The organism is Sinomicrobium soli, from assembly GCF_003285545.1.
Taxonomy (GTDB): Bacteria; Bacteroidota; Bacteroidia; order Flavobacteriales; family Flavobacteriaceae; genus Sinomicrobium.
The window spans coordinates 115,633-132,612 of the sequence record NZ_QLNV01000004.1; the positions used below are offsets into that span (position 1 = coordinate 115,633).

Consider the following 16,980-nt stretch of genomic DNA (forward strand, 5'->3'; position numbering starts at 1 on the left):
TGGTATACAGCAGAAAAAACATAAAATAATAAACGGTAGTGGTATGTATGTAATAAAAAGAGACGGCAGGAAAGAACCCGTGATGTTCGACAAGATCACGGCACGGGTAAGGAAATTGTGCTACGGGCTCAACGATCTGGTAGATCCCGTAAAGGTGGCCATGAGGGTCATAGAAGGGTTGTACGACGGGGTTACGACCTCTGAACTGGATAACCTGGCAGCGGAGATCGCGGCTACGATGACAACGACACACCCGGATTATGCCAGGCTGGCGGCCAGGATATCGGTGTCCAACCTGCACAAGAATACCAGGAAGTCTTTTTCGGAGACCATGACCGACCTCTATGAGTACGTAAATCCGAGAACAGGGAAGAAGGCGCCGCTGTTGTCTGATGAAGTGTATAAGGTAATACAGGACCACGCGGAAAAGCTGGACTCCACCATTATATACAACCGCGATTTCGGGTACGACTATTTTGGCTTCAAGACCCTTGAGCGCTCTTACCTGCTCAAGCTTAACGGAAAGATCGTGGAGCGCCCCCAGCATATGCTGATGCGTGTTGCGGTAGGGATACACCTGGACGATATGGACAGCGTGGTGGAAACCTACGAACTGATGTCCAAAAGATATTTTACCCATGCCACGCCCACACTGTTTAATTCCGGGACACCCAAACCGCAGATGTCATCCTGTTTCCTGCTCGCCATGAAAGACGACAGTATCGACGGGATATACGATACGCTGAAACAGACCGCCAAGATATCCCAGTCGGCCGGGGGGATAGGGCTTTCCATTCATAATGTCCGCGCCACAGGAAGCTATATAGCCGGGACCAACGGTACTTCGAACGGTATTGTCCCCATGCTGAGGGTATACAATGACACCGCCCGCTATGTAGATCAGGGCGGAGGAAAACGAAAAGGCAGCTTTGCCATTTACGTAGAGCCCTGGCATGCGGATATCATGGATTTTCTCGATCTTAAAAAGAACCACGGCAAGGAGGAGATGCGCGCCCGTGACCTGTTTTACGCCATGTGGATTCCCGACCTGTTTATGAAGCGTGTAGAGCAGGACGGGGAGTGGACCCTGATGTGCCCCAATGAATGCCCCGGGCTTTTTGACAGCTACGGAGAGGAATTCGAACAGAAATACGAGGGCTATGAAGCTGCCGGAAAAGGGAGGAAAACGGTAAAGGCACGCGAACTGTGGGAAAAGATACTGGAATCGCAGATAGAGACCGGAACGCCTTATATGCTTTATAAGGATGCGGCCAACAGGAAATCGAACCAGAAAAACCTGGGAACCATAAGATCTTCCAACCTGTGTACGGAGATCCTGGAGTATACTTCTCCCGATGAAGTTGCCGTGTGTAACCTGGCCTCCATAGCATTGCCCATGTTTATCAGGGACGGGGAATTCGACCACAAGGAACTGTTCCGGGTCACCAAACGGGTAACGCGAAACCTGAACCGGGTGATCGACAGGAATTATTACCCGGTAAAAGAGGCCGAAAATTCCAATTTCCGCCATCGCCCCATCGGGCTGGGGGTGCAGGGGCTTGCCGATACGTTTATACGTCTCAGGATGCCCTTTACCTCCGACGAGGCCAAGACACTGAACCAGGAGATCTTCGAAACCATATATTTTGCTGCGGCCACGGCCTCTATGGAAATGGCGAAAGAGGAAGGGGCCTACCAGACCTTTAAGGGATCGCCCATATCGCAGGGAGAATTCCAGTTCAACATGTGGGGCATAAAGGACGAAGAACTGAGCGGACGGTGGAACTGGGGCGAACTCAGAAAAGAGGTGATGGAACACGGGGTGCGCAATTCCCTGCTGATGGCCCCCATGCCTACGGCTTCCACCTCCCAGATACTGGGTAATAACGAGTGTTTTGAACCCTATACCTCCAATATCTATACCAGGCGGGTACTGTCCGGGGAGTTTATCGTAGTGAATAAACACCTCCTCGAAGACCTGGTAAACCTCGGGCTGTGGACCGAAGAACTGAAGCAGGAACTCATGAGGGCCAACGGTTCCATCCAGCATATCGAGGGCATCCCACAGGAGATAAAAGACCTCTATAAAACCGTCTGGGAACTGAGCATGAAAGACATCATTGACATGTCCAGGCACAGGGGATATTTTATCGACCAGTCGCAGTCGCTCAACCTGTTTATGGAAAATGCGAATTACGCCAAGCTGACTTCCATGCACTTCTATGCGTGGAAAAGCGGACTGAAGACGGGGATGTATTACCTGAGGACCAAATCGGCCGTGGATGCGATCAAGTTTACGCTGGACAATAGTAAAAAAGCGGTTCCCGCTCCCGAAGACCAGGAGCTTGCCGTAGAAGTGAATGCCGGGGAAACCGTTACCGCACCCGTTGCCGTAGAGCCCCTGACGCCGGAGGAACTGAAAGAAATGATAGCGAGATCCAAAGACAACGAGGGAGATGATTGCCTCATGTGCGGATCATAGTTATTTGCCGATATCATAATTATCCGGGACCCCGGGAAGCCTGAAGAGGTTTCTTCGGGGTTTTGAAATGTTTGCGGAATATATATTGTACTTATGCTTGAAAAAAAGAGTTTTATCCCCGAAGAGGTGTATGCCAGTAAGGGTAAGCGCATCGGGAACCTGATCATCGATCGTCTCGTTATCTATGTTTTTTCCTTCGTATTGGGCATGATTACCTTTGTGATGTCCGATTATATGGGAGTTCACGGGCCACTCCGGTTTATAGAGAACATGAACCCCTTTGAGGAAATATTGTTCGAAGTGGTGATTACCCTGCTTTATTACGCTGTTATGGAGTCGGCCACGGGCAGGACCATAGGGAAGTTTATCACCAATACCAGGGTCATTAATGAGCAGGAGGAAAAGGCTACCCTGAACGAAGCTGTTGTGAGAAGCCTTTGCCGGCTTATTCCCTTTGAGGCCTTTTCGTTCCTGGGAGGCGAAGGCCGGGGATGGCACGATTCCATTCCGAAGACCTACGTGGTGGATATCAGGAAGTACGAAGAGGAAAAACAGATACGGGAAGGGCTGGAAACCCTGGGAAATAATACAGAAGCACTATGATGCAGTGGGAGAATCTCCTGTCGCTTAAACGGCAGGGGGATACCAACAAGAGATTGAGAAAGGAAGAAAAGGAAACCCGGCTGGGGTTTGAGGTCGATTACGACCGGATCATTTTTTCTTCTTCTTTCCGCAGTTTGCAGGACAAGACACAGGTTATTCCCCTTTCGAAGACCGACTTTGTCCACACGAGGCTTACACACAGTATGGAAGTGTCTGTGGTAGGCCGTAGCCTGGGGCGCATGGTGGGCAAGAAACTGCTCGAAAAACACCCTTACCTCAGGCAGGTGCACGGATACCAGCTCAATGATTTCGGCGCCATCGTCGCGGCGGCGGCACTGGCACACGATATAGGGAATCCGCCGTTCGGGCACAGCGGGGAAAAGGCTATCGGGTCTTACTTTAAATTCGGGAAAGGAACGGAGTACAAACCCTTGCTTACGGATAAGGAATATCGCGATCTCACCGATTTTGAGGGCAATGCCAACGGGTTTAAAATACTGACGGAGAGCCGTGAAGGGGTTCGCGGCGGGCTTCGCCTGAGCTATGCCACCCTGGGAGCGTTTACCAAGTATCCGAAAGCGTCGCTCCCTCACAGGCCCAGCAGGCATATAGCCGACAAGAAATTCGGTTTTTTCCAGTCGGAGAGCGTATTTTTTTCCGAAGTGGCGGAAGAGCTGGGACTATTGTCCCGCGGAAGTGAGGAAGATATCGCCTATGTGCGGCATCCGCTGGCTTTTCTCGTGGAAGCCGCAGATGATATCTGTTATACCATTATCGATTTTGAAGATGGTATCAACCTCGGCCTGATCGATGAAGAATACGCACTGGAATACCTGATAAAGCTGGTGAAAGACCGCATAAATACGGTAAAGTACGGACAGCTGGGGACTACCGAAGACCGCATCAGCTACCTGCGGGCCCTGGCTATTAATACGCTTATTGAAGAGTCTTCCAGGGTATTTGTCGCCAATGAGGAAGCCATTTTAAAAGGGGAGTTTGACACTTCCCTTCTCGATAAATGCCAGTATAAGGCGCAGATCAACGATATCATATCGCTGAGTGTGGAAAAGATCTACAGGTCGGAAGAGGTGATCGAAAAGGAGATCGCAGGATATGCCATTGTCGAGCGTTTACTGGAGGTATTCTGTGCCGCGGCCATCAGGAAATTCGGGGAGGAAGAGACGCATTACGACTGCCTGGTACTTCAGTTGATCCCGGAGAAGTACAAATACGGATTTACCTCGCCATACCGCTGCCTGCTGGGAATAAGCTGCTTTGTAGCCAGCCTTACCGATGGCAGGGTCGTGGGGATCTACAACAAGATAAACGGGGGGCAGATCACTTGATCAGCGATCTGCCCGGTTATACTTGTCTTGAGGAGAACAAGGAGGGTTGGCGCATTACCGCGATCAGAAAGCATAGCTTATGCCTACTCCGAGGATCTGTTTCAGCTGGAGCCTGGGGCCATAGGCCAGGGTTTCGTTTTCACCTAATTGCAATTCCCGGGTTTTTACGTCGTTGTCGTATTTGATATGTGCCCCTACGTTGGCTTTTACATATTCGTTGACGACCAGGTTGAAATTGAATTCCCAGTCTACATCCACATTTCCGAAATCGTTCAGGTAGTCGGTGTACAGCGATATCCTGTTGGTAAATGTCATGTTGGTATACACTTCCTTTTCCCAGTTACTGTTGATGAGTATACCCACCTCCGTACGGGTCTGTTTCCCGGCGCGGATCATATTCCCGTCTGCGTCATAAAGGGCCTTTTCCACCCCGAAAGCCCCGTTGTTGGCCAGGTCCTGGTCCAGTACATAGGTAGACTTCTGCGTGACGGGCGAGAAATAGGCGGTTAGTTTTTCATCCGTGGGTGAATACTCCGCACCGACACCGAGGAAGAAATATCCCGGGGCCATAAACCTGGAGATGGGATTGTCGCGGTCGGGATATTTGTACCCGTTGGTAAACTGTGTATTGAAGTTCAGTTTGGCCGAATAATACCAGTCTGATTTGGGATGTGTACGGTAACCGAAGGTACTGTTGAACTGTATCGCGTCATCCGATTTGCGCAACTTCTGGTTTTCCTGGGCGTTGAGGCCGTATTTCACGATAAGCTCGTTGTTCCAGCTCAGGTTTCCTCTTTTGTACCACCGGACAAAATGCCCGGACGATATCCCGGATATGGCATTATTACCCCCGGCATTCCAGTTGGAGAAAGCGATCTGGCTCATGATGATACCGAGTTCGTTTTTCTTAGACCAGTACGAAACCGGATCGGGGATGGGGGGCACAATGTTTTTAAGCCCCCTTATGCGCCCCTGGCTGGTATCTTTGGGCATGTATACGGGCAGGTTGTGAGTGCTGTACGAGCTGCTCCTGATAGGCGTGAGTATTTCCTGTGCCCGGATGGTATATGTGCACAGAACGATCGTGATTAGGAAAATGGTTTTCTTCATTGTCAATAATGGTTTTATATACGGTAACGGTGATTATGGTATAAAATTTTTGACATTTTCTTGATATGGTTTCCGGATAAATTATTAACGGTGTTGTTCCGTGTATGTTGTCCTCCATAGCAAATTGTTCGCTAAATATATGAAACCTTCATGTCGTTGCAAACGGATTTTTCGGTTTATAAATGGTTTGTACCAGGTCTGGCCCTGTCCCCGTCAGAGCAGCGAAGATATCGCCTGTCGTATCTTTTCCGGACTGATACCTGTCATTTCCTGTAATTCCCCCACTTTTCCGTGGGAGATAAACGCATCGGGGATACCGAGACGCCGAATGTTGCTGCTGTATCCGTGTGTGGCCGCAAACTCCAGTATGGCGCTGCCGAACCCTCCGGAAATGCATCCGTCTTCTACGGTGACCAGTATTCCGAATTTTGTGAATATGCGGTGCAACAGGGCTTCGTCCAGGGGTTTTACAAACTGCATGTCGTAGTGGGCGACCGCGGGTTTGTTATCATCCGGAAGGCCCTCAATGGCCAGGGTGGTGTTATGCGCCATATTTCCTATGCTCAGTACAGCGATCCGGTTGCCGTCTTTCAGCGTTTTTGCTTTTCCCGTTTCCAGTTTCCGGAAAGGTGTTTTCCAGCGGGGGGTTATTCCCCGCCCCCTGGGATACCTGATGGCGATCGGCGACCGGAGCCCCAGCTGTGCCGTGTACATGATGTTTCTCAGGTCGGTCTCGTCGGCCGGGGCATAGATGACAAGATTGGGGATGCATCTCAGAAAGGCCAGGTCGAATACGCCGTGGTGGGTAGCCCCGTCTTCCCCGACCAGCCCTGCGCGGTCGAGACAGAAAATGACCGGGAGGCCCTGCAGGGCCACGTCGTGAATAACCTGGTCGTAGGCCCGTTGCAGGAAGGTGGAATATATATTGCAAAAGGGAATAAGCCCCTGTGTGGCCATACCTGCTGCCAGCGTAACGGCATGCTGTTCTGCGATCCCCACGTCAAAGGCGCGTTCCGGGAAGGCATCCATCATAAACCTCAGCGAGCTGCCGGTGGGCATGGCAGGGGTAATTCCCACGATCTTTTCGTTGTTCCCGGCAAGTTCTACCAGGGTATGGCCAAAGACATCCTGGTATTTGGGAGGAAGATCGTAAGCGGTGTCCTTTTTTACGATCTCGCCGGTGATCCGGTCAAATTTTCCCGGGGCGTGATAAAGTACCTGGTTCTCTTCGGCTTTCCGCAGGCCCTTGCCTTTAGTGGTTACGATATGGAGGAACCTGGGGCCCCCGAGTTCTTTCAGGCGGGATAGTTCGCTGATCAGGGCAGGAAGGTCATGACCGTCTACCGGTCCGCTGTAATCGAAATTAAGAGCCTTTACAATATTGTGCTGTGCCGGTTTCCGTTGTGTCTTGACCCTGGTCAGGTATTCTTTTACCGCGCCCACACTGGGGTCTATACCTATGGCATTGTCATTGAGTATGATAAGAATGTTGGCGTCGGTAACCCCTGTGTGATTAAGCCCCTCGAAGGCCATTCCGCTTGCTATGGAGGCATCGCCGATAACGGCAATATGCTGTTTTCCGGTATCCCCTTTAATGGCTGAAGCCATGGCCATCCCCAGAACAGCGGATATGGAGGTCGACGAATGCCCCGTGCCGAAGGTATCGTATATACTTTCCCCGCGTTTCGGAAAACCGCTGATGCCTCCGAGCTGGCGGTTGGTGTGAAAAATGTTTTTTCTTCCCGTAAGTATCTTGTGTCCGTAAGCCTGGTGACCTACATCCCATACCAGTTGGTCCAGGGGAGTGTTGAAGACGTAGTGGAGCGCAATGGTGAGCTCTACGACCCCGAGGCTGGCCCCGAGGTGGCCTTCTTTTACCGAGACGATATCGATAATAAAATCGCGCAGTTCCGCCGCCACTTCGGGCAGTTGCTCCGGCGACAGTTTTCTGAGGTCTTCGGGGGTGTCTATATGGGCTAACAGTTTTTCGGGCATGATGGTACAAAAGTACGAGAAGCGTTTGTATTTTTGCGGGTATGACGACTACTTTTGACGACGAATATTTTATGAAAAAGGCACTGCAGGAAGCGGAAGCAGCCTATGAAAAAGGAGAGGTGCCCGTGGGAGCCGTAGTGGTGATCGGCGACAGGATCATTGCCAGGGCGCATAACCTCACGGAGACGCTTACCGATGTCACTGCCCATGCAGAAATGCAGGCCATTACTTCAGCCTCGGGTTTTATCGGCGGAAAATACCTGAAGGGGTGTACCTTGTATGTAACGCTGGAGCCTTGCCAGATGTGTGCCGGCGCCCTGTACTGGAGCCAGATATCGCGGGTGGTTTTCGGGGCGGAGGATACAGACCGCGGCTTTAGGGCCATGGGGGCGTCGCTGCATCCCAAAACAATACTGAAAAAAGGAGTGATGGCGGGTGAAGCGGCCGGGTTGCTCCAGCAGTTCTTCAGGAAAAAACGACCCAGACATTAAAGCGTGCGGGATATATTCCAGCCTGTAAGGCACTTTCAGAAGCAATCTCCACAGACCCGTTAATAAGAAATTTTTGGCAGGAGGGGAGAGGCGACTCTAACTTTTTTATGTATTTATCCTTAGGGGGCAGTATGCGGGTTTACCGGCCGTATAATGGTGATGCCGGTGTCTTTTTTACAGAGATGTTAAAAAAATATTCAAAACGCGACCGAAAACCGGGTTTTACCGCTCGTTTTGCCCGGATCCGCCGCTCACCACTTTAGAAATTTTTTTGTAATTTAGTCTCCCCCGCCAGGTATGACCTCAATAACCCTTACGGAAACTTTAGGTTAAAGACGTACTGTAACTAACCAATCCGAAAAGCCTACTTCGGCTATGAAACGACATATCGTTGGGGCTACGCTCTATATCCACATGAGTCACCAGACCTTTAAAGATTAAACCGGTATTTGTGTCTTTTATATTTTTGGGTGCTATTTCAATTTGGATCTGTTGTCCGACATACTGCTGGGCCTTATCAATAACCCCGGCAATAAAAGCCTTGGGAAGCGGCTGTCTGACAAAAAAAGTATGATGGGAGAGCAGCCCCTGCTGTATTCCCATCCTGGAGAATTTGGTAATGGCTTCTCCATTGATACTTATCTTGATGTTTGTTTGTATAGCCATAATACAATGTTTTTGATAAAACCTCTCGATTTATTGTGGGTCAACCAATTCTATAATATCAAGGTTTTCAACTTCCTTATGAGCTTCACCGATCTGCTCTTTTGTACCCACATAGTACTGTATGAATCTAATCACTTCGTTCCCATCGGGGTCCTTATTTACTCCGCCTGCAATACCACCGGTGGCAATTATGGTATCTGAAGGCAACTCCCTGTCCATGGTAAACCTGATTTGATTTTCAGGGGCAATACTCCCATTATAAAATTTTGGAAAACCTGACAAGCCTGGATTGCTTGTAAATTTTGATAACAACACCCCGCTTGACGGGATTCTGTATACACGTGATTTATCCTGGTATTCTTTATCCGCACCGTTTTCCTGGTTGTAAATGACAAGGATATAGCCTTTATAATCCTCGGGAACTACAAATATGCTGGGTTCCCCTCGCTGGCAACTCGTCAAAACGGAGATTAAAACGAGTAATAATACAGGAATATTGATTTTAAAATTCATCTTGAATACGTTTGTTCCATTCGTCTACAGTATACGTTTGATCTCCTTCACGGACGCCGGTAAAATTTCCTTCGCTGTTAAACATAATCTGCATGTCCACATTAAATAAAGGATTCTTGTTATCCCCGAAAAGACTGTGTAAACCACCCTTTTCCTTATATGCCCCTAAAAAGACCTTGGTATATCCGGATTGGTCTACCACAAAGGCTTCTGCACTTGGAAAACTGTCTCCGATAAAAGACCCTTTGATATACAGTACCCCGTTTTCCAGGTCTTCTGTTATGGATAATGTGGAGTGTACATCAAGCCTTGGAGTAATAAAACCCGGGGTAAGCGGGTCTTTGCCATAGTGGTGAAAATCAAATGAGGCCGTTCCTTTACTAAAATTCCTGTTAGAAATCAAAGCAGTTGGTTCGCCAATGTCAGCAGCGGGTGGGATATAAGATCCGGGGGTAGGACCCGGACTTCCATAAAATATAGTAGGGTCACTTCTAAATTCCAATCCGGAAATAGAACCTTGTGCAGGATCAACGGTAAAAGTAGAACGAACTCTTGACCAGGCATCCGGGTCGGGGTAAGATCCTGTTGTAGGCCCTCTGCCATCCCCTCTAAAAAAAATACCCGTTGTAGGAGCCGAAATAAAAGACCGTATATGAACGGGCCAGGGCCATTGCCCCTCCACACGAAGCGTAAAGTTCAGCTCCCCGCTATAGCCTATATGTGCCATGCTTTCTCCCCATTTTAAGGCCTCTTCTACAGAGTGTACATTGATCTCCATACTATCCGCTTTACAGGCTCACAGGCCAGTTCTTGTCAAACCTGGAACCATTAATCTCAATTTCTTTAGCTACAATGGTGATTTCAGCACGCATCGGGAGCGTATCATCAGCATCAAAGGCTTCTTTATAAGCCACACAATAGGCTTTACGGAATTTCAGCCCACGCATTTTCGACATGCCGTCCCGGCGGTAAAACACAAATGCCCCATCTTTCACGTGGCTCGGGTTGCGCATCCAATCGAACAGGGTGGTACTTTTGGTCAGTTCCACCAGTACCCGGATACGCCCTCCCCTCGGGTCTGCCGCCGGCCGGTCGCTATGATCGGTATCCTGTACCATCGACATCCGGTATTGCAGTACAACCATTTCTTCATGGTCTATAGTTAATTTCGCAAGGAAACTCATAATTCATTTTCTGTTTGCTGGTGCTTTTCAAACCTTCATCAGACTTCAATATGTATAATCTACCGAAGCTACACTACGAATTCATTATCAGGATTGGCTTAGGGGGAAGCAAGCAAAGGGAATGCCCCAGACATTCCCTTTACTAATATACTAATCCTTAATACTGTAACGCTAAATTGGTTTACACCCATTCATTCAAATGCTCGCCTCCGCCGGTATTGAGTACACGGCAGGAAATGGTAAAGGTCTCGGTAAGAGGATTGTTGCCGGAGGCATCAAAATTCTCCTTGTACTTTACCAGGTACCCTTCGGTGAAATTCACCTCTTTCAGTTTCGCATCGGTATCGCGTTTCAGATAGGTGATGGTTCCGTTCTTACGTTCGAAATTGTTGGTCATCCACTCGAAAAAGAAAGAGTCTCCGGTGGATTCTACGGTAAGGTAAATTCTACCTCCACGTGTTACCGAAGAAGGACGCCCGGTGGCATCTACTTCCTGGGCCAGGTCGTAATTGGCGTTAAGAATATTCACTTTCTTCCCGCCAACGCTTAATGTTGCTTTAAATGACATAATACTTAAAATTTAAGGTTAACAAATAAAATACCTACTAAAAATTGATTTATATACAGCACGCAAGATATTAAATCTCACCCTAATACACAAAATTTCTAATAGCATTAAAATGTTTTTCTTCTCAAATTGAGAAATAAAATCAAATATTGATATCAATATTTACTGACAAATTTTGGTGATAAACCCAGAGAATAATAGAAATGGAGGTATCCGGTTCGTACGGTAGTACAACCTCATAAGCATAACTATTCTAATCCGTCAATACCACAAGCTAATCAAGCCGTCTATGCCCGATCAAGGTCGGTTTAAAAAAAATCGGAACCTCCTAAAAAGGCCCCTCCCATTTTTTTTACCGGGAGCGCACTCTCTAACTCCACCTTGATTCTCCACCCCTGTTGAGTGGTCCGGTGCCATTAGAATTATGAGCACAAAAAATCATGCCCAGGAAAAGGCTGTAGCTAAAAAGACCATGGAACTACAGTAACCAAAGAAGTGAAAAGTACCCAACCGGTACCAAAGAAAGGGTATTCCGCTTAGAGGGGAGCTTCGGCAAGGAAAAGGAATACTACCACTTGAAGAACGTCAAGGCCAGGACCGGGTCTGAGGAAAACACAAAAAACTCGGACAACTTAACTGAAAATCGTCCGAGTTTGTTCGTACTTATGGCTTAAATCTTAACGGATATATGTTAAAGAGGCCTGCTTCTGAAAGTGCCTAAAAAAAGGTGTCTGCCGGGGCAAACACCTTTAGTCAATCAAAATAAAATATAGCTTATCCGATTACCTGCACCTGGGCGGCAACCATCCCTTTTCTTCCTTCTTCTTCTACATATTCTACTTTGTCTCCGTCTTTCAGCTCAACACCTTTTAAACCGGTTACGTGTACAAAGATGTCTCTGCCTGTTTCGTCGTTGGTAATGAATCCGTAACCTTTTGATTCATTGAAAAATTTAACTGTTCCTGTCATTATTAAAATTATAAATAAAATTTGAGTAACAAATGTAGGATTTATATGAATGCAAAAGGTTAAATAAATGTTTTTTCTTGAAAAAAAATTATTGATTTTCAGGATTTTTGGGGTTTCCGAAGATGTTCAACCCGGCGTAATCCCTGAAATTCTTGTTTTTATAGCGATGAATAAGGAACAGCGGCATCAGCACCAGGGCCATTCCCATGACACTGAAACCTATTACGCGGTGCCCCGTGTGTTTATCTCCCGTCCACAACAGGATAAAGCCGGTGGCCAAAGCGCCGAGGACTGCAAAAAACAGGATGCGGATCAGGATTTTCATGGTTGTACGATTTAGCATTGTTCATTGGTATGTTTTACAAAGATAGCATATTCTGCAGACCTTTCTATCTTGTGGTGAACGATATGAGCTTTCTGCGGTATGCGGTGAGCAGCTTTGATTTGGAAATAAAGCCCTTGTAGATGTTGCCCTTTACTACCGGTAGGTTCCAGGCCCCGCTGTCCTGGAACTTCTGCATGACTTCCGTCATTTTGTCTTTTTCAAGGTCAATTATGGCAGGGGGGGGATGCATGACATCCGAGGCCGATATTTCGTGGTAAAGGGTCTGGTCGAACATGATGGGCCTGATATCATCGAGGAGCAGTACGCCTACCAGTGAACTGTCTTCTTTTTTGAGTACCGGGAAAATGTTGCGGTTCGATTTGATCACGGCATGGTGAACAATGTCTCCCAGCTTCATGTCGGGGTAGATGGGGATGAAGTTGGTTTCCACGACCCTGTCGATATCCATAAGGGTGAGTATGGCCTGGTCCTTGTTGTGCGTGATCAGCTCTCCCTTGCGTGCCAGCTCCATGGTATAGACGGAATGTGATATAAAATATTTTGTGATGGCAAAGGAAATGGCCGAAGTGATCATCAGGGGGATAAATAATTCATAGCCTCCCGTGAGTTCCGCAATGAGAAAGATGGCCGTGAGCGGGGCATGGAGTACCCCTGCCATAAGGCCTGCCATTCCGACGAGGGTGAAATTGCTCTCTGAGACCGCCGGGTTTCCCAGCCCCAGGGCATTGATGATCTTCGCCACGCAATTGCCCATAATGCTCCCCATGAACAGGGTAGGGGCGAAGATGCCTCCCACACCGCCGGCACCGAAAGTAAGACAGCTGGCAATGACCTTAAAGAACACCAGTCCGGCAAGCAGGACGATCACGGTCCATACGTTATCCAGGCTGAGATGGAATATATTGTTGGTCAATGCCTTTTCCGGGTTGCCTTTTATCAGGTTGTTGATCACGTCAAAGCCCTCACCGTATAGCGGGGGGATAAAAAACAGGAGCACCCCGATGCCCAGCCCGCCTATAAGAAGCTTTTTAAGGGGGGAGTCAATACGGTCGAACAGGCTGTGCGTCTTGTGGTAAACTTTTGCAAAATAGATGGATACGAGCCCTGACACCGCCCCGAGAATGATAAAGAACGGGACGTCACGGATCTCGAAATTTTCAGTGATATGAAAGGGGAGCAGGCTGTCTGACCCGAAAAAGAAATACGAGGTAATGATGGCTGATATGGAGGCCAGTAACAGCGGGAGCAGCGAAGCCAGGGTGAGGTCGAGACTAAATACCTCAATGGCAAAAATGATGGCGGCAACGGGTGCCTTGAATATGGAGGACAGCGCGCCCGCAGCGGCACAGCTTATCAGGAGGGTGCGGTTGGCCTGGTTCATATGGAACAGCCTCGCTATGTTGGAGCTGATGGCAGATCCCGTAGCTACCGTAGGCCCTTCAAGCCCTACCGATCCTCCGAAGCCTACGGTAATGGGGGCCGTCAGAATGGAACCGACCATCTGGAACTGTTTCATGATGCCTTTTCGCTTGGATATGGCATATAATGTGGAAGGGATACCGTGACTTACCTGGTGCCTGATAACGTATTTCATTATCAGGTAGGTAATGGTAAGCCCGATAATCGGAAAAATGAAATAAAAGGCGTGGTGGTAATACTGTACCAGGTTCCCTTCGAGGAGGTGTTGTATGAAGTGTGTAAAGTTCTTTAACACCACCGCCCCCAGCCCGGAAGTAAACCCGACCAGTACACTCAGGATAAAGATAAACTGGCGTTGTGAAATATGTTTTGCGCGCCAGATCAGGAAACGCCCGAGTAAGGACCGTTCGTGTTTTGCTTTTTTACACTCTTCCACCAATACGACATTTAGAAGGTTAGTAGTTTTCCCGCAGTTGCTATACTGCTTTTTGCGAAAGTGCAAAATTAAACACAATAAAACCGTTCCCACAAGTTTTTTACCCGATAATCGGGATTCCTGTCAGGATAAGTGCAGATTGAAAAATGCAGATACCGGTAGGGCGCTGCGGGAGATAAAGAAAAAATCCCTTGAATGCCGGTGCAGTCAAGGGATGGGACAATTTTATAGTTTCGGGCAGTTCTTGCAATGTGTTTTGCCCTTTTTCTTATACTTCTTACAACACTTCTTTTTTTTCTTCTTTTTCTTTTCTCCCGTGAGAAGTGGTGTCATCAGCGGTATACGTTCCCAACATTGTCCTGCGGCATCTTCTGTATAGCATTGCATGGGTCATTTCTGTATTTATTTGTGCTGCAAATATACTCCAAAAATGTGAATCCGTATTCCGGCCCGAAGGATTACGGCTTTATTTCCAGCCCCAGTTCTTCCAGCTGTTCGTCGTCTATGGGAGCAGGGGCATTGATCATGACATCGCGCCCCGAATTGTTTTTCGGGAAGGCGATAAAATCGCGAATACTTTCCTGCCCGCCGAGTATGGCCACCAGCCTGTCAAAACCAAAGGCAATTCCTGCATGAGGGGGAGCTCCGTACCTGAAGGCATTCATGAGGAAGCCGAACTGGGCTTCTGCCTGTTCTTCGGTAAAACCGAGCAGCCCGAACATTTTGCCCTGAAGTGCGGAATCGTGAATCCGTATGGAGCCGCCTCCTATTTCGTTACCGTTCAGTACCAGGTCGTAGGCATTGGCCCTGGCCTTGCCCGGATCGGTGTCCAGAAGAGGGATGTCTTCCGGTTTGGGTGCGGTAAAGGGGTGGTGCATGGCGTGGTAACGCTGTGTTTCTTCATCCCATTCCAGCAACGGGAAGTCTACCACCCACAGCGGGGCAAATTCGTCCGGCTTGCGAAGCCCGAGGCGTTCTCCCATTTCCATACGAAGGGCGCTGAGCTGTGTTCGTGTTTTATGAGCATCTCCGGCCATAACGAGCATAAGGTCTCCCGGCCCGGCCCCGGTAGCTTCCGCCCATGCGGAGAGGTCACCGGAACTGTAGAACTTGTCTACGGACGACTTGAAACTGCCGTCGGGATTGCATTTTACCCAGACCAGTCCGTTGGCCCCGATCTGTGGTCTCTTTACCCAGTCGATAAGGGCATCAATCTGCTTCCGGGTATATTCTGCCGCCCCGGGAACAGCGATACCAACGATGAGTTCCTGTGCGTCAAAAACATTAAAGCCCTTGCCCTTGGCCACTGCATTCAATTCGCCGAACTCCATGCCAAACCGGATGTCCGGCTTGTCGTTCCCGTATTTTTGCATGGCTTCCGCATATGACATTCTGGGGAAGCTGCCCACCTCGATATTCTTTACCGTTTTGAGTAAATGCGTGGTCAGGGCTTCAAAAACCTGCAGGATATCTTCCTGATCCACAAAAGTCATTTCGCAATCTACCTGTGTGAATTCCGGTTGCCTGTCTGCCCGGAGGTCTTCGTCCCGGAAACATTTTACGATCTGGAAATACCGGTCCATTCCGCCTACCATAAGCAGTTGTTTAAAGGTCTGCGGCGATTGCGGAAGGGCGTAGAACTGGCCTTCGTTCATACGGGAGGGAACCACAAAGTCGCGGGCGCCTTCCGGGGTCGATTTTATGAGATAAGGCGTTTCCACTTCGATAAATCCCTGTTGTGAAAGATAATTGCGGACCTCCATCGCTACCCGGTGCCTGAAAACCAGCTTGTCTTTTACCGGGTTTCTCCGGATATCGAGGTAACGGTATTTCATGCGCAGGTCTTCTCCGCCGTCGGTCTGATCCTCAATGGTGAAGGGAGGGAGGGCGGCACTGTTGAGCACCGTAAGCCCGCTTACCATGATCTCGATATCGCCGGTGGGGATATTTTTGTTTTTGGACTCTCTTTCAATAACGGTTCCCTGAACCTGGATTACAAATTCCCTGCCCAGCGTTTTTGCGAGCTCAAAAACCGCTTTCGGGGTTCGCTCTTCATCCAGGATGAGCTGGGTGATACCGTACCTGTCACGAAGATCTATCCAGATCATGAATCCCTTGTCCCTGATTTTCTGTACCCATCCGGCCAGGGTGACGGTCTGGTTGATATGAGAATAACGGAGTTCTCCGCAGGTATGGCTTCTGTACATTGTATTACAATTATATTGATGTCATTATTAATCCGGCATACAGGGGGCATATGGTACACCGGGGTGCAAAGGTAAGAAGATATATGTTTCCTTCATGGCTTATTGAGGTTTCTGAATTTGAAATGTTTTATAGTGTTTATAATCAGTATATTACCGATTTAATGTTAATTTAATGTTATGTAAATGTTTCTTAAATGTAAAATATTGATTATATTTGTGATAACAGGAAAATTGATAATCATTAAAAGAACAGTAATATGAAAAAGATAATGATCATTGCGGCAATGCTGGTTTCGGCCGGGGTTTTCGCCCAGAAAACTGAGGCAGAGCCCAGGTTTGAAAAGGAGGGAAACCTGATAAAGGCTACCTATTATCACGATAACGGAACAATAGCCCAGACAGGCTTTTTTAAGGCCGGGAAGCTTCATGGGGAATGGCAGTCTTATGATATCGAAGGGAAGAAAGTAGCTACGGGAAAATATGACAAGGGGCAGAAAACCGGGAAGTGGTTTTTCTGGTCGGGGGAGCAACTGAATGAAGTTACTTTTGAGGATAGCAGGATTGTTAATGTAGTGGCATGGAGTGAGGCAAAACCGCTGGTGTTGAATAAGTAGCAGACAGCAGATAAAAAGACAGAAAAAAGAA

16 protein-coding genes are annotated in these 16,980 nt (G+C 48.3%); 5 read left to right on the forward strand and 11 right to left on the reverse strand.

Annotated features, from left to right (window positions below; genetic code table 11):
* The first annotated feature begins 43 nt into the window (after positions 1–43).
* The 3 genes from DN748_RS06165 (at position 44) to dgt (ending at position 4,431) form a co-directional block, all read left to right on the forward strand.
* Entirely contained in the window at positions 44–2,482 is a 2,439-nt protein-coding gene (locus DN748_RS06165) for a ribonucleoside-diphosphate reductase subunit alpha (RefSeq protein WP_112370911.1), read from the forward strand.
* 93 nt (positions 2,483–2,575) lie between these two features.
* Complete coding sequence (locus DN748_RS06170; RefSeq protein WP_112370912.1) at positions 2,576–3,085, forward strand: RDD family protein; 510 nt, start codon at positions 2,576–2,578, stop codon at positions 3,083–3,085.
* Complete coding sequence (gene dgt, locus DN748_RS06175) at positions 3,085–4,431, forward strand: dGTP triphosphohydrolase (RefSeq protein WP_112371147.1); 1,347 nt, start codon at positions 3,085–3,087, stop codon at positions 4,429–4,431. Before DN748_RS06170 ends, dgt begins: the two co-directional genes overlap by 1 nt.
* Positions 4,432–4,494: 63 nt before the next feature.
* Here dgt and DN748_RS06180 read toward each other — a convergent pair whose 3' ends face one another.
* Entirely contained in the window at positions 4,495–5,541 is a 1,047-nt protein-coding gene (locus tag DN748_RS06180; protein WP_112370913.1) for a DUF3078 domain-containing protein, read from the reverse strand.
* A 213-nt stretch (positions 5,542–5,754) separates the two neighbouring features.
* Complete coding sequence (locus DN748_RS06185) at positions 5,755–7,536, reverse strand: 1-deoxy-D-xylulose-5-phosphate synthase (protein ID WP_112370914.1); 1,782 nt, start codon at positions 7,534–7,536, stop codon at positions 5,755–5,757.
* Between the two features lie 41 nt (positions 7,537–7,577).
* Between DN748_RS06185 and DN748_RS06190 the strand changes: the two genes are divergently transcribed.
* Positions 7,578–8,027, forward strand: a complete 450-nt coding sequence (locus tag DN748_RS06190; RefSeq protein WP_112370915.1) for a nucleoside deaminase — start codon at positions 7,578–7,580, stop codon at positions 8,025–8,027.
* Positions 8,028–8,351: 324 nt separating this feature from the next.
* Here DN748_RS06190 and DN748_RS06195 read toward each other — a convergent pair whose 3' ends face one another.
* The 9 genes from DN748_RS06195 to aspS all read right to left on the reverse strand — a co-directional run bounded on the left by DN748_RS06195 (position 8,352) and on the right by aspS (position 16,335).
* The gene (locus DN748_RS06195) at positions 8,352–8,693 is read right to left on the reverse strand and encodes a hypothetical protein (protein ID WP_112370916.1); all 342 of its coding nucleotides are present in this window, start codon (positions 8,691–8,693) and stop codon (positions 8,352–8,354) included.
* 30 nt (positions 8,694–8,723) lie between these two features.
* The gene (locus tag DN748_RS06200; RefSeq protein ID WP_112370917.1) at positions 8,724–9,206 is read right to left on the reverse strand and encodes a DUF6843 domain-containing protein; all 483 of its coding nucleotides are present in this window, start codon (positions 9,204–9,206) and stop codon (positions 8,724–8,726) included.
* Positions 9,196–9,984 carry a hypothetical protein gene (locus DN748_RS06205; RefSeq protein WP_112370918.1) on the reverse strand — a complete coding sequence of 263 codons (789 nt, stop codon included), beginning with the start codon at positions 9,982–9,984 and terminating at the stop codon, positions 9,196–9,198. Before DN748_RS06205 ends, DN748_RS06200 begins: the two co-directional genes overlap by 11 nt.
* Positions 9,985–9,994: 10 nt before the next feature.
* The gene (gene tssD, locus DN748_RS06210; RefSeq protein WP_112370919.1) at positions 9,995–10,390 is read right to left on the reverse strand and encodes a type VI secretion system tube protein TssD; all 396 of its coding nucleotides are present in this window, start codon (positions 10,388–10,390) and stop codon (positions 9,995–9,997) included.
* Positions 10,391–10,571: 181 nt separating this feature from the next.
* Positions 10,572–10,958 (reverse strand): type VI secretion system tube protein TssD, encoded by a 387-nt coding sequence (gene tssD / locus DN748_RS06215; protein WP_112370920.1) that lies wholly within the window; start codon positions 10,956–10,958, stop codon positions 10,572–10,574.
* 774 nt (positions 10,959–11,732) lie between these two features.
* A complete protein-coding gene (locus DN748_RS06220; protein ID WP_112370921.1) occupies positions 11,733–11,927 on the reverse strand; it encodes a cold-shock protein in 195 nt (64 codons plus the stop codon).
* An 88-nt stretch (positions 11,928–12,015) separates the two neighbouring features.
* Complete coding sequence (locus tag DN748_RS06225) at positions 12,016–12,252, reverse strand: hypothetical protein (RefSeq protein ID WP_112370922.1); 237 nt, start codon at positions 12,250–12,252, stop codon at positions 12,016–12,018.
* A gap of 64 nt (positions 12,253–12,316) precedes the next feature.
* Positions 12,317–14,128, reverse strand: a complete 1,812-nt coding sequence (locus DN748_RS06230; RefSeq protein WP_236636803.1) for a chloride channel protein — start codon at positions 14,126–14,128, stop codon at positions 12,317–12,319.
* Positions 14,129–14,586: 458 nt separating this feature from the next.
* Positions 14,587–16,335 carry an aspartate--tRNA ligase gene (aspS, locus tag DN748_RS06235; protein WP_112370923.1) on the reverse strand — a complete coding sequence of 583 codons (1,749 nt, stop codon included), beginning with the start codon at positions 16,333–16,335 and terminating at the stop codon, positions 14,587–14,589.
* A 257-nt stretch (positions 16,336–16,592) separates the two neighbouring features.
* On the opposite strand from aspS, the gene DN748_RS06240 reads away from it, so the two are divergent.
* Positions 16,593–16,949 (forward strand): toxin-antitoxin system YwqK family antitoxin, encoded by a 357-nt coding sequence (locus tag DN748_RS06240; RefSeq protein ID WP_112370924.1) that lies wholly within the window; start codon positions 16,593–16,595, stop codon positions 16,947–16,949.
* Positions 16,950–16,980 lie beyond the last annotated feature (31 nt).

Bases quoted from the DNA above. Each gene is read 5' to 3' on its own strand.
- DN748_RS06165 (WP_112370911.1), top strand. From the start codon at position 44: ATGTATGTAATAAAAAGAGACGGCAGGAAAGAACCCGTGATGTTCGAC.
- DN748_RS06170 (WP_112370912.1), top strand. From the start codon at position 2,576: ATGCTTGAAAAAAAGAGTTTTATCCCCGAAGAGGTGTATGCCAGTAAG.
- dgt (WP_112371147.1), top strand. From the start codon at position 3,085: ATGCAGTGGGAGAATCTCCTGTCGCTTAAACGGCAGGGGGATACCAAC.
- DN748_RS06180 (WP_112370913.1), bottom strand. From the start codon at position 5,541: ATGAAGAAAACCATTTTCCTAATCACGATCGTTCTGTGCACATATACC.
- DN748_RS06185 (WP_112370914.1), bottom strand. From the start codon at position 7,536: ATGCCCGAAAAACTGTTAGCCCATATAGACACCCCCGAAGACCTCAGA.
- DN748_RS06190 (WP_112370915.1), top strand. From the start codon at position 7,578: ATGACGACTACTTTTGACGACGAATATTTTATGAAAAAGGCACTGCAG.
- DN748_RS06195 (WP_112370916.1), bottom strand. From the start codon at position 8,693: ATGGCTATACAAACAAACATCAAGATAAGTATCAATGGAGAAGCCATT.
- DN748_RS06200 (WP_112370917.1), bottom strand. From the start codon at position 9,206: ATGAATTTTAAAATCAATATTCCTGTATTATTACTCGTTTTAATCTCC.
- DN748_RS06205 (WP_112370918.1), bottom strand. From the start codon at position 9,984: ATGGAGATCAATGTACACTCTGTAGAAGAGGCCTTAAAATGGGGAGAA.
- tssD (WP_112370919.1), bottom strand. From the start codon at position 10,390: ATGAGTTTCCTTGCGAAATTAACTATAGACCATGAAGAAATGGTTGTA.
- tssD (WP_112370920.1), bottom strand. From the start codon at position 10,958: ATGTCATTTAAAGCAACATTAAGCGTTGGCGGGAAGAAAGTGAATATT.
- DN748_RS06220 (WP_112370921.1), bottom strand. From the start codon at position 11,927: ATGACAGGAACAGTTAAATTTTTCAATGAATCAAAAGGTTACGGATTC.
- DN748_RS06225 (WP_112370922.1), bottom strand. From the start codon at position 12,252: ATGAAAATCCTGATCCGCATCCTGTTTTTTGCAGTCCTCGGCGCTTTG.
- aspS (WP_112370923.1), bottom strand. From the start codon at position 16,335: ATGTACAGAAGCCATACCTGCGGAGAACTCCGTTATTCTCATATCAAC.
- DN748_RS06240 (WP_112370924.1), top strand. From the start codon at position 16,593: ATGAAAAAGATAATGATCATTGCGGCAATGCTGGTTTCGGCCGGGGTT.